This is a genomic window from Phytoamicus setariae (assembly GCF_016722925.1).
GTDB classification, from domain to species: domain Bacteria; phylum Pseudomonadota; class Alphaproteobacteria; order Rhizobiales; family Rhizobiaceae; genus Rhizobium_E; species Rhizobium_E setariae.
This window is the reverse complement of the sequence record NZ_JAEQNC010000002.1, coordinates 504,840-530,476: the sequence shown is the minus strand read 5'-3', so window position 1 is coordinate 530,476 and position 25,637 is coordinate 504,840. Positions and strand designations below refer to the sequence as shown.

27 protein-coding genes and 1 tRNA gene are annotated in these 25,637 nt (G+C 58.6%); 21 read left to right on the top strand and 7 right to left on the bottom strand.

Features of this window, described 5'->3' with window-relative positions:
- Positions 1-152: 152 nt before the first annotated feature.
- Positions 153-237 (bottom strand) — tRNA-Leu (locus JJB09_RS05240).
- A 204-nt stretch (positions 238-441) separates the two neighbouring features.
- Here JJB09_RS05240 and lipB point away from each other — a divergent pair.
- The 7 genes from lipB to JJB09_RS05205 all read left to right on the top strand — a co-directional run bounded on the left by lipB (position 442) and on the right by JJB09_RS05205 (position 7,235).
- A complete protein-coding gene (lipB, locus tag JJB09_RS05235; protein ID WP_201654115.1) occupies positions 442-1,158 on the top strand; it encodes a lipoyl(octanoyl) transferase LipB in 717 nt (238 codons plus the stop codon).
- A gap of 58 nt (positions 1,159-1,216) precedes the next feature.
- On the top strand, positions 1,217-1,894 hold the full coding sequence (rpe, locus tag JJB09_RS05230; RefSeq protein ID WP_201654112.1) for a ribulose-phosphate 3-epimerase: 678 nt from the start codon (positions 1,217-1,219) through the stop codon (positions 1,892-1,894).
- Positions 1,891-2,637 carry a DUF2259 domain-containing protein gene (locus JJB09_RS05225; protein ID WP_201654109.1) on the top strand — a complete coding sequence of 249 codons (747 nt, stop codon included), beginning with the start codon at positions 1,891-1,893 and terminating at the stop codon, positions 2,635-2,637. Before rpe ends, JJB09_RS05225 begins: the two co-directional genes overlap by 4 nt.
- Complete coding sequence (locus tag JJB09_RS05220) at positions 2,637-3,176, top strand: hypothetical protein (RefSeq protein WP_201654106.1); 540 nt, start codon at positions 2,637-2,639, stop codon at positions 3,174-3,176. Before JJB09_RS05225 ends, JJB09_RS05220 begins: the two co-directional genes overlap by 1 nt.
- A gap of 91 nt (positions 3,177-3,267) precedes the next feature.
- A complete protein-coding gene (purB, locus tag JJB09_RS05215) occupies positions 3,268-4,569 on the top strand; it encodes an adenylosuccinate lyase (RefSeq protein WP_201654103.1) in 1,302 nt (433 codons plus the stop codon).
- 149 nt (positions 4,570-4,718) lie between these two features.
- Positions 4,719-6,347, top strand: a complete 1,629-nt coding sequence (locus JJB09_RS05210; protein ID WP_201654100.1) for a peroxidase family protein — start codon at positions 4,719-4,721, stop codon at positions 6,345-6,347.
- A gap of 120 nt (positions 6,348-6,467) precedes the next feature.
- Positions 6,468-7,235: an SDR family NAD(P)-dependent oxidoreductase gene (locus tag JJB09_RS05205; RefSeq protein WP_201654097.1), complete on the top strand. Its 768-nt coding sequence runs from the start codon at positions 6,468-6,470 to the stop codon at positions 7,233-7,235.
- A gap of 25 nt (positions 7,236-7,260) precedes the next feature.
- On the opposite strand, the gene JJB09_RS05200 is transcribed toward JJB09_RS05205, so the two are convergent.
- Positions 7,261-8,064: a DUF2189 domain-containing protein gene (locus JJB09_RS05200; RefSeq protein WP_201654094.1), complete on the bottom strand. Its 804-nt coding sequence runs from the start codon at positions 8,062-8,064 to the stop codon at positions 7,261-7,263.
- Between the two features lie 113 nt (positions 8,065-8,177).
- On the bottom strand, positions 8,178-9,821 hold the full coding sequence (locus JJB09_RS05195) for a long-chain-fatty-acid--CoA ligase (RefSeq protein ID WP_201654227.1): 1,644 nt from the start codon (positions 9,819-9,821) through the stop codon (positions 8,178-8,180).
- A gap of 214 nt (positions 9,822-10,035) precedes the next feature.
- On the opposite strand from JJB09_RS05195, the gene JJB09_RS05190 reads away from it, so the two are divergent.
- Both JJB09_RS05190 and JJB09_RS05185 read left to right on the top strand, forming a co-directional pair.
- The gene (locus JJB09_RS05190) at positions 10,036-11,436 is read left to right on the top strand and encodes a hypothetical protein (RefSeq protein WP_201654091.1); all 1,401 of its coding nucleotides are present in this window, start codon (positions 10,036-10,038) and stop codon (positions 11,434-11,436) included.
- A gap of 154 nt (positions 11,437-11,590) precedes the next feature.
- A complete protein-coding gene (locus tag JJB09_RS05185) occupies positions 11,591-12,145 on the top strand; it encodes an RBBP9/YdeN family alpha/beta hydrolase (protein ID WP_201654088.1) in 555 nt (184 codons plus the stop codon).
- Between the two features lie 69 nt (positions 12,146-12,214).
- On the opposite strand, the gene JJB09_RS05180 is transcribed toward JJB09_RS05185, so the two are convergent.
- Entirely contained in the window at positions 12,215-12,676 is a 462-nt protein-coding gene (locus tag JJB09_RS05180) for a DUF1476 domain-containing protein (protein ID WP_343228981.1), read from the bottom strand.
- A 95-nt stretch (positions 12,677-12,771) separates the two neighbouring features.
- Here JJB09_RS05180 and purC point away from each other — a divergent pair, with 95 nt between their 5' ends.
- The 5 genes from purC (at position 12,772) to JJB09_RS05155 (ending at position 15,409) form a co-directional block, all read left to right on the top strand.
- Positions 12,772-13,545: a phosphoribosylaminoimidazolesuccinocarboxamide synthase gene (purC, locus tag JJB09_RS05175; RefSeq protein WP_201654085.1), complete on the top strand. Its 774-nt coding sequence runs from the start codon at positions 12,772-12,774 to the stop codon at positions 13,543-13,545.
- 49 nt (positions 13,546-13,594) lie between these two features.
- On the top strand, positions 13,595-13,837 hold the full coding sequence (purS, locus tag JJB09_RS05170; protein WP_201654082.1) for a phosphoribosylformylglycinamidine synthase subunit PurS: 243 nt from the start codon (positions 13,595-13,597) through the stop codon (positions 13,835-13,837).
- A gap of 16 nt (positions 13,838-13,853) precedes the next feature.
- Positions 13,854-14,177: a hypothetical protein gene (locus JJB09_RS05165; RefSeq protein ID WP_201654079.1), complete on the top strand. Its 324-nt coding sequence runs from the start codon at positions 13,854-13,856 to the stop codon at positions 14,175-14,177.
- 118 nt (positions 14,178-14,295) lie between these two features.
- Entirely contained in the window at positions 14,296-14,970 is a 675-nt protein-coding gene (gene purQ, locus JJB09_RS05160; RefSeq protein WP_201654075.1) for a phosphoribosylformylglycinamidine synthase subunit PurQ, read from the top strand.
- A 49-nt stretch (positions 14,971-15,019) separates the two neighbouring features.
- Positions 15,020-15,409, top strand: a complete 390-nt coding sequence (locus JJB09_RS05155) for a hypothetical protein (protein ID WP_201654072.1) — start codon at positions 15,020-15,022, stop codon at positions 15,407-15,409.
- A 15-nt stretch (positions 15,410-15,424) separates the two neighbouring features.
- Here the strand turns inward: JJB09_RS05155 and JJB09_RS05150 are convergent, their stop codons facing one another.
- Positions 15,425-16,288, bottom strand: a complete 864-nt coding sequence (locus tag JJB09_RS05150) for a helix-turn-helix domain-containing protein (protein ID WP_246748578.1) — start codon at positions 16,286-16,288, stop codon at positions 15,425-15,427.
- 129 nt (positions 16,289-16,417) lie between these two features.
- On the opposite strand from JJB09_RS05150, the gene JJB09_RS05145 reads away from it, so the two are divergent.
- The 7 genes from JJB09_RS05145 to JJB09_RS05115 all read left to right on the top strand — a co-directional run bounded on the left by JJB09_RS05145 (position 16,418) and on the right by JJB09_RS05115 (position 23,861).
- A complete protein-coding gene (locus JJB09_RS05145; protein WP_201654069.1) occupies positions 16,418-17,359 on the top strand; it encodes a phytanoyl-CoA dioxygenase family protein in 942 nt (313 codons plus the stop codon).
- Positions 17,360-17,500: 141 nt separating this feature from the next.
- The gene (purL, locus tag JJB09_RS05140; protein ID WP_201654066.1) at positions 17,501-19,732 is read left to right on the top strand and encodes a phosphoribosylformylglycinamidine synthase subunit PurL; all 2,232 of its coding nucleotides are present in this window, start codon (positions 17,501-17,503) and stop codon (positions 19,730-19,732) included.
- A 14-nt stretch (positions 19,733-19,746) separates the two neighbouring features.
- Complete coding sequence (locus JJB09_RS05135) at positions 19,747-19,980, top strand: BolA/IbaG family iron-sulfur metabolism protein (protein ID WP_201654063.1); 234 nt, start codon at positions 19,747-19,749, stop codon at positions 19,978-19,980.
- 179 nt (positions 19,981-20,159) lie between these two features.
- A complete protein-coding gene (locus JJB09_RS05130) occupies positions 20,160-20,717 on the top strand; it encodes a hypothetical protein (RefSeq protein WP_201654060.1) in 558 nt (185 codons plus the stop codon).
- A gap of 144 nt (positions 20,718-20,861) precedes the next feature.
- On the top strand, positions 20,862-21,200 hold the full coding sequence (gene grxD / locus JJB09_RS05125) for a Grx4 family monothiol glutaredoxin (RefSeq protein ID WP_201654057.1): 339 nt from the start codon (positions 20,862-20,864) through the stop codon (positions 21,198-21,200).
- Between the two features lie 123 nt (positions 21,201-21,323).
- A complete protein-coding gene (locus JJB09_RS05120) occupies positions 21,324-22,562 on the top strand; it encodes a multidrug effflux MFS transporter (protein ID WP_201654054.1) in 1,239 nt (412 codons plus the stop codon).
- A gap of 69 nt (positions 22,563-22,631) precedes the next feature.
- Entirely contained in the window at positions 22,632-23,861 is a 1,230-nt protein-coding gene (locus JJB09_RS05115) for a multidrug effflux MFS transporter (protein ID WP_201654051.1), read from the top strand.
- Here the strand turns inward: JJB09_RS05115 and JJB09_RS05110 are convergent.
- Positions 23,851-24,672 (bottom strand): inositol monophosphatase family protein, encoded by an 822-nt coding sequence (locus JJB09_RS05110; RefSeq protein ID WP_201654048.1) that lies wholly within the window; start codon positions 24,670-24,672, stop codon positions 23,851-23,853. The two genes, JJB09_RS05115 and JJB09_RS05110, sit on opposite strands and share 11 nt — an antisense overlap.
- Before the next feature lie 70 nt (positions 24,673-24,742).
- Complete coding sequence (gene ttcA / locus JJB09_RS05105) at positions 24,743-25,588, bottom strand: tRNA 2-thiocytidine(32) synthetase TtcA (protein WP_201654218.1); 846 nt, start codon at positions 25,586-25,588, stop codon at positions 24,743-24,745.
- Positions 25,589-25,637 lie beyond the last annotated feature (49 nt).

Here is a 25,637-nt window from a genome sequence, read left to right as displayed (position 1 = left end):
TCGTCCATAGAACCTCCGTTCTGTGTCGCGCATAAAATAGCGGTCCAAGCACGGAGGTCTCTCAACTACGATGTAGAACACGTCCAGTCCTCCACCGTAGGTGGAGGTTTACTTACTTCATAAAAAAACCCGGCACAAGGCCGGGTTGTTTTTGGTGCGGTCGAGAAGACTCGAACTTCCACGGGTTGCCCCACAGCGACCTCAACGCTGCGCGTCTACCAATTCCGCCACGACCGCATCGTGGTAGGCCGGAGCGTGTCCGGCGACGCAGCATTTAGCAAAAGGATTCTCGCGGCACAAGAGCGTATGCGAATAATTTTCCTTTTGTTTTCACATGCCTGTCACACCCGTTGATTTCCACCGGTTTGACCATCGTACCCTTGCTAAAGGGCCATAAATTATCCACATAAGCCCAAGAGTTTTCAGATGGATATATGAAGCATGGAACGCGGCAGTCTGACCTTACCAATGTTTGCTCCAGCCGGTTCTCCTCCGGTGCGTTGGCGCATTTCCGACCAGCCGGTCGACTATGCCGAAGCGGTGGAAACCATGGAAAACGAGGTCGCGCGCATAGCCAATGGCGAGGCCGAGGAACTGGTCTGGCTGCTCGAACATCCCCCCCTCTATACCGCCGGCACAAGCGCCGAATCGAAAGATTTGCTCTCGCCGAATCGATTCCCGGTGTTCCAGACCGGCCGTGGCGGCGAATACACCTACCATGGCCCCGGACAGCGGGTGGCCTATGTGATGCTAGACCTGAAGCGGCGCAGGCAGGACGTGCGCGGCTTCGTCTCGGCGCTCGAGGATGTGGTGATCGGCACGCTTGCGGATATGAACATCCGGGGCGAGCGCCGCGAGGACCGTGTCGGCGTGTGGGTCGAGCGACCGGAGCGCCCCCCGGTGGCTCCAGGGCTGCCGGCAGAAGACAAGATCGCCGCTATCGGCATCCGGCTGCGCAAATGGGTCAGCTTCCACGGCTTTTCACTCAACGTCGATCCTGAACTCGAACACTTCTCCGGCATCGTGCCCTGCGGAATTACCGGCTATGGCGTGACGAGCCTTGTCGATCTGGGGCAACTGGTGATGATGAGCGACGTCGATACGCTGATCCGGGCGAATTTCGAACGGGTCTTCGGCCCTGTTCGCAGGGACGCATAATCATTGCGGCGACCGGGTTGCGATGCTATTGCCGCCCGAAGAACCTCGGAGACACCTCATGACCAGACCCATCCGCATCGCCCCCTCCATCCTTGCCGCCAATTTCGCGAAACTTGGACAGGAAGTCACGGATGTTGTGGCAGCCGGCGCGGACTGGATCCATCTCGACATCATGGACGGGCATTTCGTGCCCAACATTTCCTACGGCCCGGACATCATCAAAGCGCTTCGGCCGCTGACGGATGCGACCTTCGACTGCCATCTGATGATTGCGCCTGCCGATCCTTATATCGAGGCCTTTGCAAAGGCCGGCGCCGACTACATTACCGTACATGCCGAGGCAGGTCCGCATCTGCACCGGTCCCTTCAGGCAATCCGCGCGCTCGGCAAAAAGGCTGGCGTCTCGATCAACCCGGCCACACCGGAAAGCGTGATCGAGTATGTCATGGACCAACTCGATCTCATTTTGGTGATGAGCGTCAATCCCGGCTTCGGCGGACAGAAATACATTCCCGCGGTCACCGACAAGATTGCCCGCATTCATGCGATGATCGGCGACCGGCCGATCGAACTCGAGGTCGATGGCGGCATTACAGCCGAGACCGCCGGCATGCCGGCCAGCGCCGGAGTCAACGTGCTGGTTGCAGGATCAGCCATTTACAAGGGAGCGGGACTCGACGATTATCGCCGCAATATCAGTGCAATCCGCGCGGCCGCGGAGAAAGCCAGGGGATGAACTTCTTCACGCTGTCGAGACTCCGTATCCGGGCCGTCGCCCTTGTCTTGTTGGTTGGCGCATCGCTCGCCGGCACATCTGCGCATGCCGGAGATTCTGCCCAGCTGGATGTGATCGGATTTTCGGCTGATGGCAGGATCTTCGCGTTCGAGGAATTCGGCGTGCAGGACGGATCCGGCTTTGCCTATTCCAACATCTATTTTCTCGACACGCAGGAAGACAAGTTCCTGCCGGGAACGCCCTTCAAGGTACTAGCCGCCGAGGAGATGACCCTTGGCAAGATTCGCAAGGCTGCGCGCGGCAAGGCGCTACCGCTGATCGACAAGTACGATCTCGAAAACAATCCGGGCCTGACCGTCGCGTACAATCCGGTTTCCGAAGCAGAGAGCAATCCGCACCGCCTGAAGTTTTACCGGTATCCGGTTTCACCGCCATTCGGCCCGGCGTTTACAGTGGAACTCAAGCCCAAGCTGTTTCCGGCACCGAAAACATGTCTCAACATGGAGGGCGCCTTCAGCGGCTTTTCGCTGTCCTTCACCGAGCCATCCAAGCATCTGATCTATGAAGACCAGCAGGTGCCTTCCAGCCGCTACTGCCCGAACGGCTACAGGCTCGGGGCGGTCATCGCCAGCGACGTCAACAGCGCTCCGGCGATGGTGATGATCCAGGTGTCCAATTTCGGCTTCGAGGGCAATGACGAACGCTGGATCGCCGTACCTGTCCGACTGACCGAGCAGCCTTGATGGCCGCGGACCTGCCCGCAACCAACAGCAATATCCTCAAGCGCCTCGGCGACAGTGTACCAGCACCGCTGCTCATTCTGCTCGGGTCCGCCATCTGGGGGATGCTGGTGGGCTTGGCCGCACTGATCGATCTCTATCTGCGCGATGGCCTGGCGACACACCGCTGGGTGGCGATCATTTCGCTCTATGTCTGTGGCGCGGCCGCGTCATTCGCACCCGGGTTGATGCTGGCAAATTTTGCCTGCGGCAGGAGCGGTGCGAAGGTGCGGTTCGTCGTTGGCGGGATCATCGGGTTTCTCTCCACCCACACCGCCACTGCCACCCTCTTTGCCCTTCAATACCGGGTGTTCTACGCCCAGTGGCATGCGGACTTCCCTTCCATCGTCTGGTGTTTCCAGCTGGTCTTCACCTCGGCTGCTGCAGTCTATCAGTTCACCGTCGATAGCCTCTATGTCTACTATCCCTGGGCAATCGTGCTGTTTGCTGCTTACGCGGTCTGGTTTGCGCGCCTGCGTGCCACAGCCGATCGATCCCGTTGATTGGACAGCGCCTCGGGATATCGCGCATTGTGATTGTCGCTGCCATTTGTTAGAGGAGCGGCAACTACCGTTACCCAGAAGGACTATCCCCATGATCCCGCGTTACTCCCGCCCCGAAATGGTCGCCATCTGGTCGCCGGAAACCCGGTTCCGCATCTGGTTCGAGATCGAGGCACATGCATGCTTCGCACTGGCGGAGATCGGCGTAATTCCCAAGGAGTCCGCCCAGACGATCTGGGAGAAGGGCAACGCGGCAAAGTTCGACGTTGCCAAGATCGACGAAATTGAAGCCGTCACCAAGCATGACGTCATCGCATTCCTGACCCATCTTGCCGAATTCATCGGCCCCGACAGCCGTTTCGTCCATCAGGGCATGACATCGTCCGACGTGCTCGACACCTGCTTCAATGTGCAGCTTGCCCGTGCCAGCGACATCCTGCTTGCCGACCTCGACAAGCTCCTGGAAGCACTCAAGCGCCGCGCCTTCGAGCACAAGGACACGGTAACCATAGGCCGCAGCCACGGCATCCATGCGGAGCCGACGACTTTCGGCGTCAAGATGGCACTGGCCTATGCCGAATTCGAACGCTGCAAGAGCCGCCTGATTGCCGCCCGCGAAGAAATCGCCACCTGCGCCATCTCCGGTGCCGTTGGCACGTTCGCCAATATCGATCCGCGCGTCGAAGAATATGTCGCCAAGGCGCTGGGCCTGAAGCCCGAGCCCGTCTCCACGCAGGTGATCCCGCGCGACCGCCATGCAATGTTCTTCGCCACGCTCGGCGTCATCGCCTCCTCGATCGAGCGTCTGGCAACGGAAGTCCGCCACCTGCAGCGTACCGAAGTGCTGGAAGCGGAAGAATACTTCTCGCCGGGCCAGAAAGGCTCCTCGGCCATGCCGCACAAGCGTAACCCGGTTCTGACCGAAAACCTCACCGGCCTTGCCCGCATGGTGCGTTCCTTCTCCATTCCGGCAATGGAAAATGTTGCACTCTGGCATGAGCGCGACATCTCGCACTCGTCCGTCGAACGCATGATTGGCCCGGATGCCACCGTGACACTCGATTTCGCCCTGTCACGCCTGACAGGCGTCATCGACAAGCTGCTTGTCTATCCCGACAACATGATGAAGAACCTCAACAAGTTCCGTGGCCTGGTACATTCCCAGCGCGTGCTTCTGGCATTGACGCAGGCTGGTGTGTCGCGCGAGGACGCTTACCGTCTCGTACAACGCAACGCCATGAAGGTCTGGGAACAGGGCAAGGACTTCCTCGAAGAATTGCTTGCCGACCAGGAAGTCCGCGCAGCCCTTTCCGAAGCCGACCTGCGCGAGAAATTCGACCTCGGCTACCACACCAAGCATGTCGACACGATCTTCAAACGCGTCTTCGGCTGAACCATGCAAGGTGGCGGCTAAAACCCGCCACCTACCGCCGGTGGGCAACATTCGGCCACTAGGTTGCATTTTGTAATTATGCAAATTTAGATTGTATTTATCTTCATAATCCAACATACTTCCGCCTTCCATCTGAGGGAGGCAGAACAATGGAACACGGAATCCATCGTACATTCGAAATCTCCGGGGAAGTCCAGTATATCGACGGAAAGCCGATCGACCCGCCGGGGCAAGGTCCCCGTTTCGGCCGCATATTCCCCCATACGCTGACCACACCGCCGTTCACGCCTGATGACTCCAGGCTTGAGGCGCTGGGTCAGGCCATGACGGAGGAATTCGAAAGCGGCGACAGCGTCATTACTGCCGGCTACACGTATTTCGGACAGTTTATCGATCACGACATCACCCGCGACGACACTGCCCTGCTGACGCCAGTTGAGCGACAAACGTTCGAGCCGGAACTGGTCAAGCAATTGCGGTCGCCGTCGCTGGATCTCGACAGCCTCTATGGCAAGCAAGGTGACGAGCAGAAGTTCATCGGCGCCGACGGATTTTCAATGCGCACCGGAAATACGACGGCAATCGAGGATGCCGGAGACTTTACTGCTGCGCGTGTTTTCGCAGGCCATGACATTCCCAGAGACAAGAACGGCGCGGGCGATATCGGCGACGACAGGAACGATGAAAATCTCTTCGTTCAGCAAACGCACACGCTGTTCCTGAGATTTCACAACAAGGTCGCGGCAGCAATTCGCGCTGCCGATGCCAGCCTTGCGCCTGCCGGGGTGTATTCCAAGGCACGCGACCTGGTGACAAGACACTATCAATGGCTGGTCCTCAATGACTTCGTCAGGCGCTTTTCCGATCCTGTGATTTTCAGCGCCATTCTCGGCACCCAGAACCTCAGCCTTGTGGATGCCATCGAGCCCAATCCACTGGTGTTCAAGATTACCGCTGCGCAGACGCCACCGATGCCGCTGGAATTCTCAGTGGCGGCTTACCGGATGGGCCATTCCATGGTCCGCGAATCCTACATCTGGAACCGGATCTTTAATTCGCCTGCGCTGGGCGATTTTCGGTTCTTCTTCCGATTCACACACCTGAAGGGCAATATCGGCAGGGATGGAGGAACCAGCACCTTTCCGTCCAACTGGGTTGCCGACTGGCGCAGGGTCTACCCAATGGAGGACGTCAAGCAGTTTTCGGACATTGACCGGGCAACCACCCCACTCAATCGAACCCGCAAGCTCGATACCCATCTTGCGCCGGTGCTTGGCAGAATTCCCTCCCCGGGCAGCGACGAGACGATCAATCTTGCCGCGAGCAACCTCAGGCGCGGCTCGCAAATGAAGCTGCAGTGCGGACAGGACATCGCGGATGCCATCATCGCGGCCGGCGACAACGAGACAGCCAAGTTGACACCCAGTCAACTGATGACCGGGCTGACAGAGACAATGCGCAAAGTCATTGCCGACAATGACTTTCACATCAAGACGCCGCTGTGGTTCTACATTCTCAAGGAAGCCGAGCTTTCGGGAGGCAGCCAGCTCGGCCGTGTCGGCTCGCGGATCGTCATCGAGACATTCCTGGCCCTCATCCGCTGTTCGCGAACGACGATCTTTTCGGCAAGCATTACCCAACCCGGCAAGCTGGACGTCTTTTCGCCCGCAGCCGACAGTCCGCTGCGCACTGTCGACGCCGAACCGCTGACCAGCATGGCTCACCTGATTGCCTTTGTCGGCGACGTCAATCCGCTTGGTGACACGCCAGGCGTCTGAACGAAGGGCTCTGGTTCCTGCGTGCCAGCGCCATCGTTCGCCTTTTGCACATAGGAGTCGTGGACACCCGCCCGATACTGGTGTTTGTATTGCTGCGATTTTCAAGGGAGGAATTGCAGCATGACAGGACGGCTTTCGGGGAAAATTGCAATCGTTTCAGGCGGCGCGACCGGTATGGGTGGCGCTGCCTCCAAACTGTTTGCGGCCGAAGGGGCAAAAGTCGCCATCATAGACCGCAATGCCGAGGCATCTGCTGCGACCGTCGCGGAGATCCAGGCCGCCGGCGGCGTGGCGATGTTTGCCACAGCCGACGTTTCCAAGGCCTCGGAGGTCAACGCCGCCGTCGCAGGGGTCGAAAAGGCCTTCGGACCGGTGACCGTGCTGTTCAACCACGCAGGCACGATCGTCATCAAGCCGTTTCTCGAAACCACCGAAGAAGAATGGGACTGGCTGCACGACGTGAATGTGAAGTCGATGTTCCTGATGACGAAGGCGGTGCTTCCCGGAATGATCGCCGCCGGCGGTGGGTCGATCGTCTGCACGTCGTCGATCTCGGCTGTAGCGGCCACGCCGATGGAAGTGCTCTATGACACCACCAAGGGCGCGGTGCACATGTTTGCCCGGGCCATCGCCGTGGAATTCCGCGACCGAAACATTCGCTGCAATGCCGTCTGCCCTGGTTTCGTTCGCACGCCGCACGGCCTTCGCGAAGTCAAGGACCTGCAAGCGCTTGGCGTCGATGTGTCGGAAGCTGCACTGGCAGCGCAGCAAGGCCGCATCTGCGAACCGGAAGAGGTTGCCCGGGCCGCCCTGTTTCTGGCAAGCGACGACGCGAGCTTCGTCAACGGCACCCATCTGTTTGTCGACAACGGGTTCACCGCACTCTGAAACGCACATGCCTTGCCGGCGCGCTTTAAAGCGCCGGCGGGCCGATCAATTTCCTGTAGAGGTGCCAGGTCGAATGGCCGAGAACCGGCAATACGACTGCCAGCCCGGCAAATATGGGTATCGAGCCGATCACCAGCAGAACGGCAACGATGAGCCCCCAGAACAGCACCGGTATCGGATTGCGGATGAGCGCCCGGATCGACGCGAGAATGGCCGGGAAAGCGCCGACATCACGCTCCAGCAGCAAGGGAAATGTCACCACAGAGACCGCCAGGGCCGCAACAGCAAAGCACAGACCTGCCAGATTGCCCCACAGCATCATCCGCCATCCATTGGTCGTGTAGAGTACATTGTGTACAAACACACTGAGTGTGGCCGGTGGCTCTGCGCCGAAATAGCTGACATACAGCTTCTGCGCCACAAGCAGCCAGATGATGAACAGTGCGAACAGCACCGAGGCCGACGCGATGATCGAGAACATGGCAGGCGAGCGCCGGACTTCCAATGCGTGCACCCAGGACGTATCGAGCCCCAATTCGCGGCGCCGGCTGATTTCATAGAGCCCTATGGCTGCGATGGGGCCGAGAATTGCGAAACCTGACGCCAGTGGAAACATCAACGGCAGCAGGTTGGCGCCCGCGCTCCACACCATCAGAACCACCCCGGCGATGGGGTACATGATACAGAGGAAAACGTAGTGAGATGGCTTTTCCTGAAAATCTTTAAGTCCGAGGCGCAGCGCGTCCAGAACTTCCAGAATGCCGATCTGCCGCACTTCAGGATAGACCATCGTGCCCTCGGCATTCGATACCACATGCAAGGTTCCCATGCTGGATCCTCCCGGGGTTATGCAATCGCGCCGAAAGAAATATCCTGCTCTTCCGGCTGATTGGCCAAGAGCGATCATATCGCATTGTCGGCGAAAAGTCGCCGAATAAAATCCTATCCCGATGGGCCGTCGACATCCGGCAGCTTGTAATCCCTCATTGTCTGCCGCAATTCTGTCTTCAGGATCTTGCCCGTCGCGGTGTGGGGAATGGCTTGCACGAACACAACATCGTCGGGCATCCACCATCGCGCGACCTTGGGCCGCATGTAGTCGAGGATGTCGGCCTTCTCAACCTGCCGGTCGGGTTTGAGAACAACGACCAGCAACGGGCGCTCGGTCCATTTGGGATGCGGCACTCCGATGACAGCCGCCTCGGCGACATCTGGATGTCCGACGGCGAGATTCTCCAGTTCGATCGATGAAATCCATTCACCGCCCGACTTGATGACATCCTTGGAGCGGTCAGTGACCTGCATATATCCTTCACGATCGATATGCGCGACATCGCCGGTATCGAACCAGCTTTCGTTGTCGAATTGCTCGGGGCTGCGGCCCTTGTAGTAGGATGCAGCGACTGCCGGTCCCCTCACCTTCAGACGGCCAAAGGTCTTGCCATCATGTGGCAACGCCTTGTTGGCGTCATCTGTGACCTTCATTTCGACGGTGAAGAACGGCAACCCCTGTTTGGCGATGACGTCGAGCCTGTCCGGCTCGGGCAAATCGGCATGCTCGGGCCTGAGCATGCTGATGGTGCCAATCGGCGACATCTCCGTCATCCCCCAACCATGCCGGACCTTGACCCCATACCTGTTCTGGAATGCTTCGATCATCGCCTTCGGCACGGCAGATCCGCCGATCACCACCCGATCGAGATCGGGCAGGCTGCCGCCTTCCCTCTCCATGTATTGCAGCAGCATCAGCCACACTGTGGGCACCGCGAGTGTCAACGTCACCTTCTCGCGCGTCAGCATCTCGTAGATCGACTTGCCATCGAGGCCCGGCCCGGGAAGAACAAGGCTGGCGCCTGCCATCGGCGTCGAAAATGCCGTTGCCCAGGCATTGGCGTGAAACAGAGGCACCACCGGCATCAGGGAATCGCTGCTGGAGATGCCGGCGACATCCGGAAACAGCGTGGCCATCGCATGCAGCACGTTGGAGCGGTGCGAATAGACAACGCCTTTCGGGTCGCCCGTGGTCCCCGATGTATAGCACATGCCGGCAGCGGTCTGCTCGTCGAACTGTTTCCAGGCAAAGTCGCCATCAACTTCCGCCAGCCATTCCTCGTAGCAGGCGACGTTGGCAAGCGGCGTCTCCGGCATGTGCTGGCGATCGGTCAGCACCACGATCTTGCGGAGCGACGGTACCTTGGGCGCGATCTTCTCCACCAACGGCAGGAATGTCAGGTCGACAAACAGCATGCAGTCTTCCGCATCGTTCATGATCCAGACGAGCTGCTCGGGAAAAAGCCGGGGATTGAGCGTGTGGTAGATCGCACCGATCCCCATGATTCCATACCAGCATTCCAAGTGGCGCCAGGTGTTCCAGGCCATGGTGGCCACCCTGTCGCCTTGGCCAACACCTTCCCTTTCAAGACGTTGGGCAAATGTAAGCGCCCGGCCGCGCACATCGGCATAGTTCGTCCGGTGGATCGGTCCTTCGACGGAGCGGGAAACAACTTCACGCGTGCCGTGCCAGTTGGCGGCATGGTCGAGGATCTTGTGGCAGAGAAGCGGCCATTCCTGCATCAATCCAAGCACCATGCCCTCCACTTATAATATTAATTCATTGGTCAGCTTAGTCCTTCGACGATTTTTCGCAAGAAGAACTCACGTTGTTGCAACACTACAAATAACAATTGAACTGCCGCCAAATAAAAGGTGCCGTACATATATTGCTGATCCAATTGTTACCGCATAGGAACAAGGCGCCGGCAAGACTAAGAGGGGCCGGCTTCGCCACAAGGGGACATGAATGAAACGGTCGAATAAAGGCGCCGCAATATCTGCGGCTCTGATTTCGCTTGGGCTGGCCTTTGCCGGCATTACGGCTGCACCCGCACACGCCGCCAGCGAGATCGAATTCCAGGCAAAGAAACTGAACGCCGATCAATTGCTGAAAAAGCAGCAGCAGGCCATCAGCTTCATCCTGAAGAACTACAAGGCCCTGCCGAAGGACAAACGCGGAAAATCCGCCCCATTCCTCAAGGCGCTATCGGCAACAGCCAAGAACATCAAGGCCGTGACTGCTGCGGCGCAGGCCAAGGACAACAAGAAATTCGCGGCAATTTTGCCGGAACTTGCAGCAAGTGTTGCCCAGGTCAACGCCACCTTCAAACTGTCCGGCATCAAGGACCATAAGGTAGCGCTCGGCGTGAAAACTTTGGACAAAGTCTGGTCCGAGTATCTCAAGCGCGTCAAGGGTGGCAAGGCGGCCAATTCGCAGGAGATCGCCACCAAGAACGGACGACGCATCAACGACATGAAGCGCCGTCTCGACACGATGGCGGCCAACAAGGCGATAACCAAGAACCAAAAGCGCGAACTCGATCAATTGCGCCGCCAGCTCGACAAGGCGTCGGATGCCAACAAACGTGGTAACCAGCAATGGTACGCGGTGATGCTGCTTGCAGATTTCGACGGTTACTACGCAGGCTATTACTACTGGTATTCCGCTTACGATCAGAACGATTCCGCATTCTATCGGGACTCATGGGAGTATTTTTCCACGACGTCGAGCTACTTCTATAGCGAAACCTCGTCCTACTACGAATCCTACTCCTGGGAGAGCTACGAGCTGAGCGTGGAAACGAGCGAAAGCTACGATTTCGAATATACGTCCGAGGAATACCAATCGTTCGAGAGCGAATACGAGAGCACCGAAGAGACGCTCGAAACGTCGGTCGAGGAAGAATATAGCGCAACCGAAGAAGACCAGTCGATCGAGCAGGCGGAAGACTACGATTCCAACGAGACCGTTGACGATGCGGCCGATAATCCGGATCCGGAAGCCGATGCTGCGTCGGATATGCAGGACGAGCAAGCCGATGCGGCCGACGACAATTCCTATCTTGACGATAGCACGGACGCTCAGGACATGACGACCGACGACCCTTCGGACGACCAAAGTGCTGACAGTCCCGATGCATCCGACGATGCCAGCGCAACAGCAGATGACGATGGACAAAACGACAGCGTCGCTGACGATGCGTCCGACGATGCCAGCATGGACAACGATAGTTCCGCTGATGAATCCTCCGCCGATGACAGCGCTTCCGATGACAGCTCTGCTGACGATAGCGCCGCAGATGACAGCGCGGCTGACGATAGTGCTGCGGATGACAGTGCGGCAGACGATAGCAGCGGAGACGAATAGTCCTTGCGCAGAGCCTCGCCCAGCCGGGCGGGGTTCATCTTGTGGCATCTGAAATTATACGTCGGGCCATCGGCAGCCGAAACCTGATCGTCCACCAGCCCCAGATTTTGCCGCAAAGCTTGACATCAGGCCGCACCGATCGCATTTGAACCGCATGAAAGCATCAGAAGCAGAAATACTGATCGTGCCTGGATACGGCAATTCGGGTCCAGATCATTGGCAGACCCGCTGGCAGTCCCGGCTGGCCTCGGCGCGCCGCATCGAACAGCATTCGTGGGACATGCCCGATCGTGAAAGCTGGGTAAGCCGGATTGCCGAGACTGTAAAGGCGGCTGAAAAGCCGGTGGTGCTTGTCGCCCACTCCCTCGGTATCGGGGCAGCCATTCACGCCTTGCCGGAGTGCAAGGAAAAGATCGCGGGGGCATTCCTTGTCGCTCCACCCGACCTTGTCCACCCCGACCTCCGGCCGTTGCACCTGAAAACGTTCGGCCCCTATCCGCGCGAACCGTTGCCGTTTCCATCGATGCTGGTGGCGAGCCGCAACGACCCGTACGGCACCTATGAACACGCGGGCGACATCGCCAACGCCTGGGGCTCGCTGCTGGTAGATGCCGGCAATTCCGGACACATCAACACAGAATCGGGACACGGCCCCTGGCCCGAAGGAACGATGGTGTTCGCACAGTTCCTTTCGCGCCTGAAAGCGTGAGACGCGGACTTTAAGGCACAAAAAAGCCGCCCCGAAAGGCGGCTTTGTAATTCGGATCTGTGTCCCGAATTAGCTGTTTTCGATCTGCTCAGCAGCAACAGGCAGAAGTTCCGCCAGTTTGGCGCGAACATCGTCGGCACCCTGCGGAAGACCCGCGGCGCTCAGGTCGCCAGCAACCTTGCGGATGACATCCTCATCACCGGCTTCCTCGAAATCAGCGGCGATGACTTCTTTCGCGTAAGCATCGGCGTCGGTCTTGCCGAGCAGAGCGCTTGCCCACAGGCCCAGCAGCTTGTTGCGACGCGCAATGATCCGGAATTTCTTATCCTGGTCATGCGCATACTTGTTTTCAAATGCTTTTTCGCGATCTGTCAGACCCGACATAGGCTTGTCTCCCGAGAATCTAGGACTACGTACTGAATTGTCGATGCCCATAAACCAAAAGCCCGCGCAAAGTGCAATCGATGTTTCTTCGCATGACAGGATCGTGACCAAACCGCTCGAATTCAGGGGATCAGGATGATCCGTCATTGTGGTGGTCGATCTTTTCAGTTAATGAGCGCATAAAAGAGTATCATGCGGCGGCATGGAAACGTGAGTCTCGCCGCCAACAAAAAGAGAAAAACATGAACAACCGCCGCCGCCGGATTTATGAAGGCAAGGGAAAGATCCTTTATGAAGGTCCGGAACCGGGTACGCTGGTGCAGTTTTTCAAAGACGATACAACCGCCTTCAACAAGAAAAAACACGAAATCATCGATGGCAAGGGCGTCATCAACAACCGGATTTCGGAGTTCGTCTTTACCCATCTGAATCGCATCGGCATTCCGACGCATTTCATCCGCCGCCTCAACATGCGCGAACAGTTGATCCGTGAAGTCGAGATGATCCCGCTCGAAATCGTGGTGCGCAATGTCGCCGCCGGAGAACTTGCGACCCGCCTCGGTATCGAGGAAGGGCTTGTTCTGCCGCGCTCGATCATCGAATTCTACTACAAGTCCGACGCGCTCGATGACCCGATGGTCTCCGAGGAGCACATCACCGCCTTCGGATGGGCAAGCCCGCAGGAACTCGACGACGTCATGGCGCTTGCCATCCGCATCAACGACTTTCTGACCGGCCTGTTCCTCGGCGTCGGCATACAGCTCGTCGATTTCAAGATCGAATGCGGCCGTCTTTATGAAGGCGACATGATGCGCATCATCCTTGCCGACGAGATTTCCCCGGACTCCTGCCGGCTCTGGGACATCGAGACCCGCGAACGGCTCGACAAGGACCGCTTCCGCAAGGACCTCGGCGGGCTCATCGAAGCCTACCAGGAAGTTGCCCGCCGGCTCGGCATCATCAACGAGAACGAACCGATCCGCGGCACGGGCCCGGTTCTCGTCAAGACAGATTGACGAAAACGCCCTCCCCGCAAGAGACCAAGAAGACGTTTAGAGGTTAGACATGATCAAGGCGCGTGTAGTCGTAACGCTGAAGAATGGCGTTCTGGATCCGCAGGGCAAGGCAATCGAGGGCGCGCTTTCGGCGCTCGATTTCTCCGGTGTCGGCGGCGTTCGCCAGGGCAAGGTTTTCGATCTGGTGATCGATCATGACGACAAGGCCAAGGCCGAAGCGGACGTCAAGTCCATGTGCGAGAAACTTCTGGCCAACACGGTAATCGAGAATTACACTATCGCTCTCTCCTGATGGTTGAGGTTGGAGCATGGCGGCGGTTGATGGTGATTTGATCCATGAAATGCTGAAGCGAATTCAGAGCGATATCTCGGCTGTGAAATTCGATATTTCTGGTCTCAAAACAGAAATGATCAACATTCGCGGCACGATGGTGTCGATCCAGATGGATATTCATAATATCTACAACCGGCTGGACCGGTCGGATCAACGTCTCGACCACATCGAAAACCGGCTGGAGTTGAGGGAGCTGTCTGAACGGGGTCAAGCTCCGCTCGATCCAAGCAGCTGTGGCATGACCTTGCCGCTGGCGAGGCTGGCGTCAACCCGCGAAGGGGTTCACATATCCTGTTGAGGGTCGACACCGCGCGGATGGCTTCGCAAGGTTATGCTTTTCTTGGCGCCGACAATGGCGTATGGCACACCGCAAAAGTCCTGCCAGAATTTTTGGCGCCCCTATCGGAGATCGAAACATGAAATCCGCTGTCGTCCAGCTCCCCGGCCTCAATCGTGACCGCGACATGATCGCAGCGCTGACCAAGATCTCCGGCAAGGCGCCAATCACCGTCTGGCAGACCGAAACCTCGATCCCCGACGATGTTGACCTCATCGTCATTCCCGGCGGATTTTCCTATGGCGACTATTTGCGCTGCGGGGCGATCGCCGCACGCATGCCGGTGATGCAGGCGATCCGTGAAAAGGCCGACAAGGGCGTCAAGGTCATGGGCGTCTGCAATGGCTTCCAGATCCTGCTCGAAGCCGGCATGCTGCCAGGCGCGTTGATGCGCAATGCCTCGCTGAAATTCGTTTGCCGCGAGATCAAGCTTGAAGTCGCCAACAACGACACCGATTTTACGCGTGCCTATGACAAGGGGCAGATCATCCGTTGCCCCGTCGCCCATCACGACGGCAACTATTTCGCCGATGCTGAAACGCTCGCGAAGATCGAAGGCGAAGGCCAGGTGGTGTTCCGCTACACCAAGGACACTAATCCCAACGGATCGATGAACGACATCGCCGGCGTCATCAGTGCGCGGGGCAATGTGCTGGGCATGATGCCGCATCCGGAAAACCTGATCGAAGCCGCACATGGCGGCAGTGACGGCAAAGGCATCTTCGCATCGGCGCTCGAAGTCATCGCCGCTTAAGGTTTACCCGCTAGAAGCTGCTGATCTGACCGATTGCCGGAGTGTATTCATGCGCCTTATCGTTTCCGCCGCTGCCCTTTCGGCGCTCGCTCTGCTTGCGGCATGTTCATCGAGCAAGAAGCCTGCGCCATCGGTTTCGATCGGCGCGCTGCCTGTGATGGAACGGGTGGCACTTGGTGCCAACCGCTGCTGGTTCAAATCCAAGGATCCGATGTTTGCCGCCTACAAACTGGCGCCGGAACTCAATTCCTTCTCCGGCACACCGCGTATCCTTCTGGTCAAGAAGCACGCCCCGGAAAGCCGGCCATTGCTCGTCGTGCAGGCGACCGGCAACCCGGCAAAGATGAGCGCGTTCGGACCGTTGATGGGTGATGGCGCCATCTCGGCTCGCGTCCACAAGGACGTCTACCATTGGGTACGAGGCGGCAACGGCTGCTAAGATCAGTGGAAGCCCCTAGCGTGCGAACGTATTCCTGAACGCACGCGGCGTGGTTCCCTTCAGCGCCTTGAACTGCTTGTTGAAATTGGAAAGATTGTCGTAGCCGACATCGGTGGCGACCAATGCGATCGGCTGTTGTGTGGCGATCAGCAACTGGCAGGCCCTGCCCACCCGAAGCTGGGAGATGTACTCGGATACGGTCATCATGGTGTGCCGTCGAAACAACCGGTGCAGCCCCGATTCGCTCAAATGCGCCGTTCTGGCAAGATCCGACACCGTCAGTCTCTCGCTATAATGCCCGTGCAGATGATCCAGGACACGCTCGATGCGCGGACGATCGCCTTCGGCAAATACCTGTTGGCGGCGATCCGGACTGGCAAGCGCCACTGACGCACCATCCTCAGACAGCAGCAGGAGTGCTTCAAGCAATCCCAACAACCGTTGTGAAGGCGATTGCTCGGTCATTGCCTCGATCAGCGGCCGGACCCTTTCGCCCATATGCTGCGAGAACTGAATTCCCCGCCCTGCCCGCGATGCCAAATCCTTCAGTCGGGAAAGTTCGGGCATTGTCTGGACAAGGCCCGAGAGCCACTCGGATGTGAACCATATGACCAGCGCCACATGCGGCCCGCTTTCGTCTTGCTTCAGGTCAGACGCCCAGGTGTGCGGCAGGTTTGGTCCGAGTAGGACCAGATCGCCATCGCCATAGGTTCCGATGTGATCACCAATGAAGCGCCGGCCTTCACTGTTGAGCGTCAGGGTGAGTTCGAACTCACGATGGAAATGCCATTGAAACGGAATCCCATCATCCAGCCGCCGGTTCAACAAAGCGGACGACTGGCCCTCGGCAATCACGGGCTTTTCAAAAAAAGGTTTCAAAAAAGGTCGTCTTCCTGTCGTTCTATGAAACTGCTTCGCCAGAATAGTATCAGAACTTGCCATTTCTTGACAACATGGCCATCTAGAATCCTGCATGATGGGTGGCAGAGCGAACAGGGAGGAAGCCTCATGAACATCCAGCCGACAGCGACCCGCGACAGCCATCCGACAACGAGGGGCATCGACGTTCAGTTGAAGGACATCGAAAAGAAGCTTCCGCTCCGGGTTCTTTCGACCCAGGATTGGCAGCACTGGATCACGAGGGGCTACGTTGTCGTTCGGCAGGTGGTTCCGTCGGCCAATATTGAGCGGCTGGTCAACCTGCTCTGGCAGTTCGATGAAAAGGACCCCAACGTGCCCTCCACCTGGTATGCGCCGCAGCGACGCGAGCACAAGATGAAGGAACTCAACAACACAGGCATGCTTGAGATCTATAATCACCAGTATCTCTGGGACAACAGACAGCAGCAGCGGGTCTACGACGTGTTTGTCGACATATGGGATCGAGAAGACCTGTGGGTGACGATTGATCGCGCCAACCTCAATCCGCCAAAGAAGGTGAAGGGTAACCCGAACGGCTTCATCCACTGGGACGTCGATACGTCGATCCGGCCGCTTCCCATCGGTGTCCAGGCTGTACTCAGCTTGAAGAAGCAGGATGGCGATGTCGGCGGTTTTCAGTGCGTGCCCGAACTCTTCTACAATTTCGACGAATGGGAAAAGACCCAGCCTGTCGACCGCGACCCCATGCACCCCGACATGACGGGTTTCTCTGCAGTAAACATCGAGATGGAGCCCGGCGATCTGCTGGTGTTCAACAGCCTGCTCGCACATGGCGTTCGGCCAAATCATTCTGAAAATCGCGTACGGATGGCGCAGTACATCTCCATGCATCCGGCCGAATGGGACAATGAAGCCGAGCGGCTGGAACGGATCCGCCTGTGGCGGGAACTCGATCATCCACAACGCGATGCCTTTCCGGGCGATCCTCGCGAATGGGAGAAGAAGAACGCCCGGACGGCAGATTTGTCACCACTCGGTGAGAAGCTACTGGGCCTCAAGCCCTGGTGACATGGCACCAGCGGCAGGCAAAACCTTGACGCCGGCAGTTTGTCCGCCCGCCCTGTTAATCCGGTCATTTTCCTGTCGCGCTTAAGTACTTCATGGTTTATAGGCAGGCGGACAGCGCCTCCCAACGAGCTTGAGATCCAGATGACCGTTTCCAACGACCGCCCCATCACCCCGGACCTGATCGCCAGCCACGGCCTGAAGCCGGACGAATATGATCGCATCCTGTCGCTGATCGGGCGCGAACCGACATTCACCGAGCTCGGCATCTTCTCGGCGATGTGGAACGAGCACTGCTCGTACAAGTCTTCCAAGAAGTGGCTGAAGACGCTGCCGACCAAGGGTCCGCGCGTCATCCAGGGCCCGGGCGAGAATGCCGGCGTGGTCGATATCGATGACGGCGATTGCGTGGTTTTCAAGATGGAAAGCCACAACCACCCCTCCTATATCGAACCCTATCAGGGTGCTGCCACCGGCGTCGGCGGTATTCTTCGTGACGTGTTCACCATGGGCGCGCGCCCTGTTGCTGCCATGAACGCCCTGCGTTTCGGTGCTCCGGACCATCCCAAGACACGCCACCTCGTATCGGGTGTCGTTGCCGGCGTTGGCGGTTACGGCAATTCGTTCGGTGTGCCGACCGTCGGCGGCGAAGTCGAATTCGATGCGCGCTACAACGGCAACATCCTCGTCAATGCGTTTGCTGCAGGACTTGCCAAGTCCAATGCCATCTTCCTCTCCGAAGCCAAGGGCGTCGGCCTGCCTGTCGTCTATCTCGGCGCAAAAACCGGTCGCGACGGCGTCGGCGGCGCGACCATGGCATCGGCGGAGTTCGACGAGTCCATCGAGGAGAAACGCCCGACCGTACAGGTCGGCGACCCATTCACCGAAAAGTGCCTGCTGGAAGCCTGCCTCGAACTGATGACGACCGGCGCGGTCATCGCCATCCAGGACATGGGTGCTGCCGGCCTCACCTGCTCGGCGGTCGAAATGGGCGCCAAGGGCGATCTCGGCATCGAACTCAATCTCGACCAGGTGCCCGTGCGCGAAGTGCAGATGAGCGCTTACGAGATGATGCTGTCGGAAAGCCAGGAGCGCATGCTCATGGTGCTCGAACCCGCCAAGGAAGAGGTCGCCAAGGCGATCTTCGTTAAGTGGGGCCTCGACTTCGCCATCGTCGGCAAGACGACCGATGACCTGCGCTTCCGCGTCCTGCATCAGGGCATCCAGGTCGCCGATCTGCCGATCAAGGATCTCGGCGATCAGGCGCCGGAGTATGACCGTCCCTGGACGCCGGCCGTCAAGCCGGCGCCGCTGGCTGCAAACGACGTGCCGCAGGCCGATGTCGCCGATGCGCTGATCAAGCTCGTCGGCTCGGCCAACAATTCTTCGCGCCGCTGGGTCTACGAGCAGTATGACACGCTGATCCAGGGCAACTCGCTGCAGCTTCCCGGTGGCGACGCCGGCGTGGTGCGTGTCGAGGGCCACAAGACCAAGGCGCTGGCATTTTCGTCCGACGTCACGCCCCGATATGTCGAGGCCGATGCGTTCGAAGGCGGCAAGCAGGCGGTCGCCGAGTGCTGGCGCAACCTGACGGCCACCGGCGCTCTGCCGCTGGCGGCCACCGACAATCTCAATTTCGGCAATCCTGAAAAGCCTGAAATCATGAGCCAGCTCGTGCATGCCATCAAGGGCATCGGCGAAGCCTGCACGGCGCTCGATTTCCCGATCGTTTCGGGCAACGTATCGCTCTACAACGAAACCAACGGCCAGGCGATCATGCCGACCCCCACAATCGGCGGCGTAGGCCTGATCGACGACTGGAAGCGCATGGCGCGGATCGGATTTGCCGAGGAAGACGAGGCCATCTTCCTGATCGGCGCACCGGCAGGATGGGGCACGCACATTGCCCAGTCCGTCTATATGCGCGACATCCACGGCCGCACCGATGGCCCGCCGCCTGCCGTTGATCTGCCGCTCGAGCGTAAGGTCGGCGATTTCGTCCGCGAACTCATTCGCGATGGGCTGGCCACCGCCGTGCACGACTGCTCGTCTGGCGGACTTGCTCTGGCCGTGACCGAAATGGCAATGGCCTCCAACATCGGCGCGACGATCGACATCCTCGAAGGTGCAGATCCGGTGGCCGTATTCTATGGTGAAGATCAGAACCGCTACGTTGTGACCGTCAAGCAGGGTGATCGCGATGAGGTACTGCGGCTTGCCGAAGCGCGCGGCATCTACGCACCGTTCATCGGCACCACCGGCGGGGCCTCGGTCCAGCTCGGTTCTGCACGCCCCGTTGCAATTGAACAATTGCAAAAGGCACATGAATCATGGTTCCCTGACTTCATGGCGGGCGAGTTGCCCGCCACCGAATAAGCAGGAGAAGTTCCATGCCGATGAACCCGGGCGAAATCGAAGACATGATCAAACAGGGCATCCCCGGCGCAAAGGTCGTGATCCGCGATCTGGCCGGCGATGGCGATCATTATGCCGCCGAAGTCGTTGCTGAGGCGTTCCGCGGCAAGAACCGCGTACAGCAGCACAAGATGGTCTATGACGCCCTGCAGGGAAAGATGGGCGGCGTGCTACATGCCCTGGCCCTGCAGACGTCCGCACCCGATTGATCGAACGCGTACCAAGCAGTCACGAATACGGCGCGCGCTTTGTCGCGCCGCACTCCTTGTATGAATCCCTTTCCGGTTGAACATTTTTTTGCGTAGCGGCCGTTTGAAATTCCGGCTGTCGCACGTTCTGTCTGGTGTGGTGCATCGCGCCGACTTGGGTCAATTTTTCAGGTGATTTCATGCTTAAGCCGTTTGCTCTCCTCGCAGCCTCGACGCTCGCCGCCGTAATCGGAACCAGTTGCCCTACCCAGGCCGGCGAGGTCGAATGCCATGCGAACAAGGAATACCATGTCGCCGTCCAGTCTTATGACGAGGATGCAGGATCGAGACTCGCCGTTACCGCGCTTAAGGGCAAGAAGAAATCCGCGCGCTGCACCTTTGATGCCTCCAAGGCGGATCTGCTTATCGGCGAACAGGGAGATCCATTGTGGTTCGACAAGCTCGCGGGCAAGTTCCTGATACTGCGACGGTCGACCGGACCTCAGGGGGATCTTGTCGTTTATGATCTCGAGAGCCGCAAACCCGTTCTGGATGTGCCTGCCGACGACTACGAACTGAGCGGCAACCGACTGTCTTTCTGGCAGAGGGAACGGCAAGCAACGGCGAAGGACTGCCCGACTTTTGCTGAAAACCAGGCGAATGGCTTGGGTTCCGTGATCTCGGTCAGGAAGACACTGGATACCAAAACGCTGAAGGTAGCTGCGACTACCGAGCAAAGGTGCGACGCGACACAGTGAATGTTCCTGCCAGACCGAGGCGCCATTTCGCAAATACCCTTCCAGTTTTGCCATTCGGCGGCTAGAATTTTTCAGGGCAGATTGCTATCTAGTGCACATGATACAAGCTGCGGATCTTGACCCCGCATGTGAAAGGACCACAAAATGAGCGGCATTAATGAATTCATCGACAATGAAGTGAAGACCAACGACGTGGTTCTCTTCATGAAGGGCACTCCGGACTTTCCGCAGTGTGGCTTCTCCGGCAAGGTCGTGCAGATCCTTGATTACGTCGGCGTGGACTACAAGGGCCACAATGTGCTTGCCGATGCTGACCTCCGTCAGGGCATCAAGGATTATTCGAATTGGCCGACCGTGCCGCAGCTCTATATCAAGGGCGAATTCGTCGGCGGTTGCGATATCGTGACCGAGATGTTCCAGTCCGGCGAACTTCAGCAGGCGCTGTCCGACAACGGCATTGCATTCAAGGGTCAGGCAGCCTGATCGCTTCTTGACTTCACGTCAGGCAATGAGGCGGGCCGGATTTCCGGCCCGTATCTTTTCCAGCTTTTTTTCTGGATGCGAGTGCTCCCGACCCGCATCAGCTTATTTAATTGCAGGTATTACATGCACGATGTCAGTTTGCAGGGCGGCGGCAGCCATGCCTCCACTCGCTCCAATTTGTCGATGTTCGAATTCATCGCGATGTGCGCGTCACTCGCGGCCGTCGCTGCCATGTCGATCGACATCCTGTTGCCGGCTCTGCCCGCAATCGGAACCGCCTTTGGTGTGGTCGATGAAAACAGCCGTCAGCTCGTCATTCTGGTGTTTGCCGTCACGTTCGCCGTTAGCCAGCTGTTCTACGGCCCGCTCAGCGACCGCTTCGGGCGCAAGCCTTTGATGGCCACTGGCCTGCTGCTCTACCTCGCTGGGTCGATTGCCGCCATTTTCACCAAGGACTTTACGTCACTGCTTGCCATGCGCGTCGTGCAGGGAGCCGGCGCGGCTGCATTGCAGGTCGTAACGATGGCGATGGTGCGCGATTGCTTTTCCGGTCAGGCCATGGGCCGCGTTCTGACGTTCGTCTTCACCACCTTCATGATCGTTCCGATCGTTGCGCCGACCATCGGCCAATCCTTCGAGCTTCTGGCGGGTTGGAAAAGCATCTTCATCTTCAACGCCGTCGCGGGCGGCCTTATCCTCATGTGGATGACGACCCGGCTCAGCGAGACGCTTGCGCAAAAGGATCGCAGGTCCCTCTCCTTCGGGAGCCTGTGGAGCGCGTTCAAGGAAATCTGCACCAACCGCATTACCGCGGGCTATGCAGTCGCCGGAACCATGACGCTCACATCGCTGTTTGCCTACATCGTCTCGGTTCAGCAGGTTTACGGCGAACTCTATGCATTGGGCACCCTGTTTCCGCTTGCATTTGGCGGCTCGTCCGTAGGCGTCGCGATAGCCGCCCTGTTCAGCGCACGGATCGTACGAAAACTGGGCATGCGGCCGGTCGCGCATGGTGCGCTGCTCATTTTCACCGCCTCCGGCCTGACACTGCTGGCACTGTCATTTGCCGGAACACCGCCATTCTGGGTAGCATTCACGTTGCTTTCCATCTGCATGATGTCTTTCGGCGTCTTGCAGGGTAATTTCAACGCGATTGCGCTTGAGCCGCTCGGCCACATCGCCGGCATTGCCGCAGCGCTCTTTGGCGTCGTGACTACCAGCATCGGCACTGTGCTCGGCGGCGTTGTTGGCCAGGCCTATAACGGCACCGTGACGCCACTGGCTTTTGCCTTCGGGATGGGCGGACTGCTTGCGACGTGCGCGGTCTTCTGGACCGAGCGCGGACGCATGTTCCGCGCCTGACGACCACATGGCCCGCGCCGGCATCCGGCTGACGTGAGCAAAAACATTACGCGTTCAGCGAGCTTTGCAATGTCCACTTCTCCCCGCACAGTATCCCGGCCCGAGTTCATCGCCATGATGGCAGCGTTCATGGCGCTCAACGCGCTGGCCGTCGATATCATGCTGCCTGCCCTTCCGAAGATGGGAGAAGCATTGCAGGTGGCTCACGAAAACGAGCGCCAGCTTGTGATCACGTCGTACCTTATCGGCTTCGGCATTGCGCAACTGTTCTTCGGCCCGCTTGCGGATCGGTTCGGCCGGCGCAAGCCGCTGATTGCCGGAGTGATCATCTACATCGTGGCCGCCGGGTTCGCTGTAATAGCCCCGACATTCGAGACCTTGTTGGCGCTGCGCTTCGTTCAAGGCATCGGCGCAGCATCGACGCGGGTCGTGGCCCAATCCGTGGTGCGGGACCGTTTTGCGGGACGCTCGATGGCCGAAGTCATGTCGCTGATCATGATGGTGTTCATGGTCGTTCCGGTCTTTGCTCCGGCGGTCGGCCAGTTGCTGCTTTTCTCAGGCCATTGGCAGCTTATCTTCCTGTTCATGGCGGCGCTGGCAATCGTCATCGGCATGTGGGGCTACTTCCGGATGGACGAAACGCTGGATCCAGGCAAGCGTCGGCCGTTGCATCCCGCCGTGGTTGCCGAGGGGTTCCGATTGGTGCTTTCCAACCGGACCGCGTTTTTCTACGGCATTTCCAGCATGTTCGTGATGGCTGCCCTGTTCGGCTTCATCGGCACCGCGCAACAGATCTATGTCGACATCTATGGATTGGGTTCATCGTTTCCGATCGCCTTCGGTTTCGTCGCGACGATGATGGCGATGTCATCGTTCCTGAATTCGCGCGTTGTCGGCGCGCTTGGCATGCGGCGCGTGGCGCATGCGGCATTGCTGACGTTTTGCACGCTCAGCGCGGTCATGCTTGCCCTGGCGAGCATGGAGATGCTGCCATTTACACCCTTCATGATCGTGTTCACATTGATCATGTTCAGCTTCGGCCTGGTCGGTTCGAACACGATGACGCTCGCCATGGAGCCGCTCGGCGCGGTTGCCGGCACTGCTTCCTCGGTGTTTGGCTTCATGCAAACGGTCGGTGGAGCCCTTATGGGCGCCATGATCGGCTATGCCTATGACGGGACGATCGTGCCCGTTGCCGCCGGCTTCTTCTTTCTGGCGCTGATCGCGATCGGCTGCGTGCTGGTCGCCGAAAAGGGCAAACTTTTCGGCGCCAGCACCCAATACGCCGTCAGAAAGTGAAAACCTCGCGTCGGAGAAGCTCCCAGGTCTCCTTGTCCGGCGTCAGGACCAGCCCACCATCAACATGGTGCGGCTGGTATGCCGAGCCATCGAAGCGTGCTGCGTAGGCACCGGCTTCCTGCGAGATCAGGGTTCCCGGCAAATGGTCCCAGGGCATCAACTTGTTGTACATGAGATAGTGCACGTGTCCCGACGCGAAGGTCCGATATTCGTGACCGGCGCAACGGTAGTTCATCAGGAAGCGGAGCTTGGCCATGTTGCCGAGCACGGTGGCACGCTTGCCGCCGGGCAGGTAGCCCGTCGAGGCCATGCCGTACATCTCGGCGAGCGGCGCTGGCGCGATGACGCTCAGCTTGGTGCGATGGCCGTCCGGCCGCACCTGCCAGGCACCGCCACCCTTTTCCGCCATGACCCAGTCATCGCCCATCGGATCGTAGATCAGGCCGGCAATCGTCTCGCCCTTGGAAACAACGGCAGCCATGACGGCAAACAGTGGAATGCCGGACGCGAAATTGAACGTGCCGTCGATGGGATCGATGACCAGCGCAAGATCGGCACCCGCCAGCTTCGGCAACAAGGCCGGATCATGGGCAACCGATTCCTCGCCGACGAACAATGCACCGGGCAGCACCGTATCAAGTCTTGCCTTGATGAAGCGTTCTGCCGCCTCATCTCCTTCCGTCACCAGATCGGAAGCTTCCGTCTTGATACGGATATCGCCGTCGCCCAGGCGACGAAAGCGCGGCAGGATTTCCGCCTTGGCGGCATCCCGCAACAGATTGGCGAGCGCTTCGATATCCAGCTTAGGCATGTTCATTGAATCCTTTCAGCGGCTTGGGAGGCGTGTTTGAAAAATTGAGTCACGTGTGAATAGTCACAGCTCAAGCCGTCAGTGCTGCAAAATCGAACAGCTTCGGGTCCATGAGGTGGGATGGATTGACGTGACCGAGCGCGCGCAACATCGTGTCCTTGCGACCGGGCATGCGCGTTTCGATATCGTTCAGCATCGCCTTCATTACATTGCGCTGAAGCCCGTCCTGTGAACCGCAGAGATCACACGGGATGATCGGGAACTGCATGGCAGTGGCAAAGCGCGCCAGATCGTCTTCGGCGGCATAAGCGAGCGGGCGCAACAGCATCACATCGCCCTCGTCGTTCAGAAGCTTCGGCGGCATCGATGCCAGCCGGCCGCCGTGGAAGAAGTTCATGAAGAACGTCTCGAGGATGTCCTCGCGATGGTGACCGAGTACGACCGCATCGCAGCCCTCCTCGCGGGCAATGCGATAGAGATTTCCGCGGCGAAGTCGTGAACAGAGCGAGCAATAGGTCGCTCCTTCAGGCACCTTCTCCTTCACGATCGAATAGGTATCGCGATATTCGATCCGATGCTTGACCCCGAGCGAGGTGAGATAGTCGGGCAGGATGTGCTTGGGAAAATTCGGCTGGCCCTGATCGAGATTGCAGGCGATCAGTTCGACCGGCAACAGGCCGCGCCACTTGAGTTCGAGCAGCAGCGCCAGCAGGCCATACGAATCCTTGCCACCCGATAGGCAAACAAGCCAGCGCTTCTGGCCGTTGAGCATGCCGAAATCGTCGATGGCCTGGCGCATGGAGCGCATCAGCCGCTTTCTCAGCTTGTTGAAGTTGGCCGATTGCGGAGCATGCGCATAAAGCGCCGCCATGGTGGCATCGCCGGCAAAGGCGCCATCGTCTTCGTCAGTCGGCATTTCGGGATTTAAGGTGAGCATCGGCCATCGCCCCTGCTGAATAAGGTCG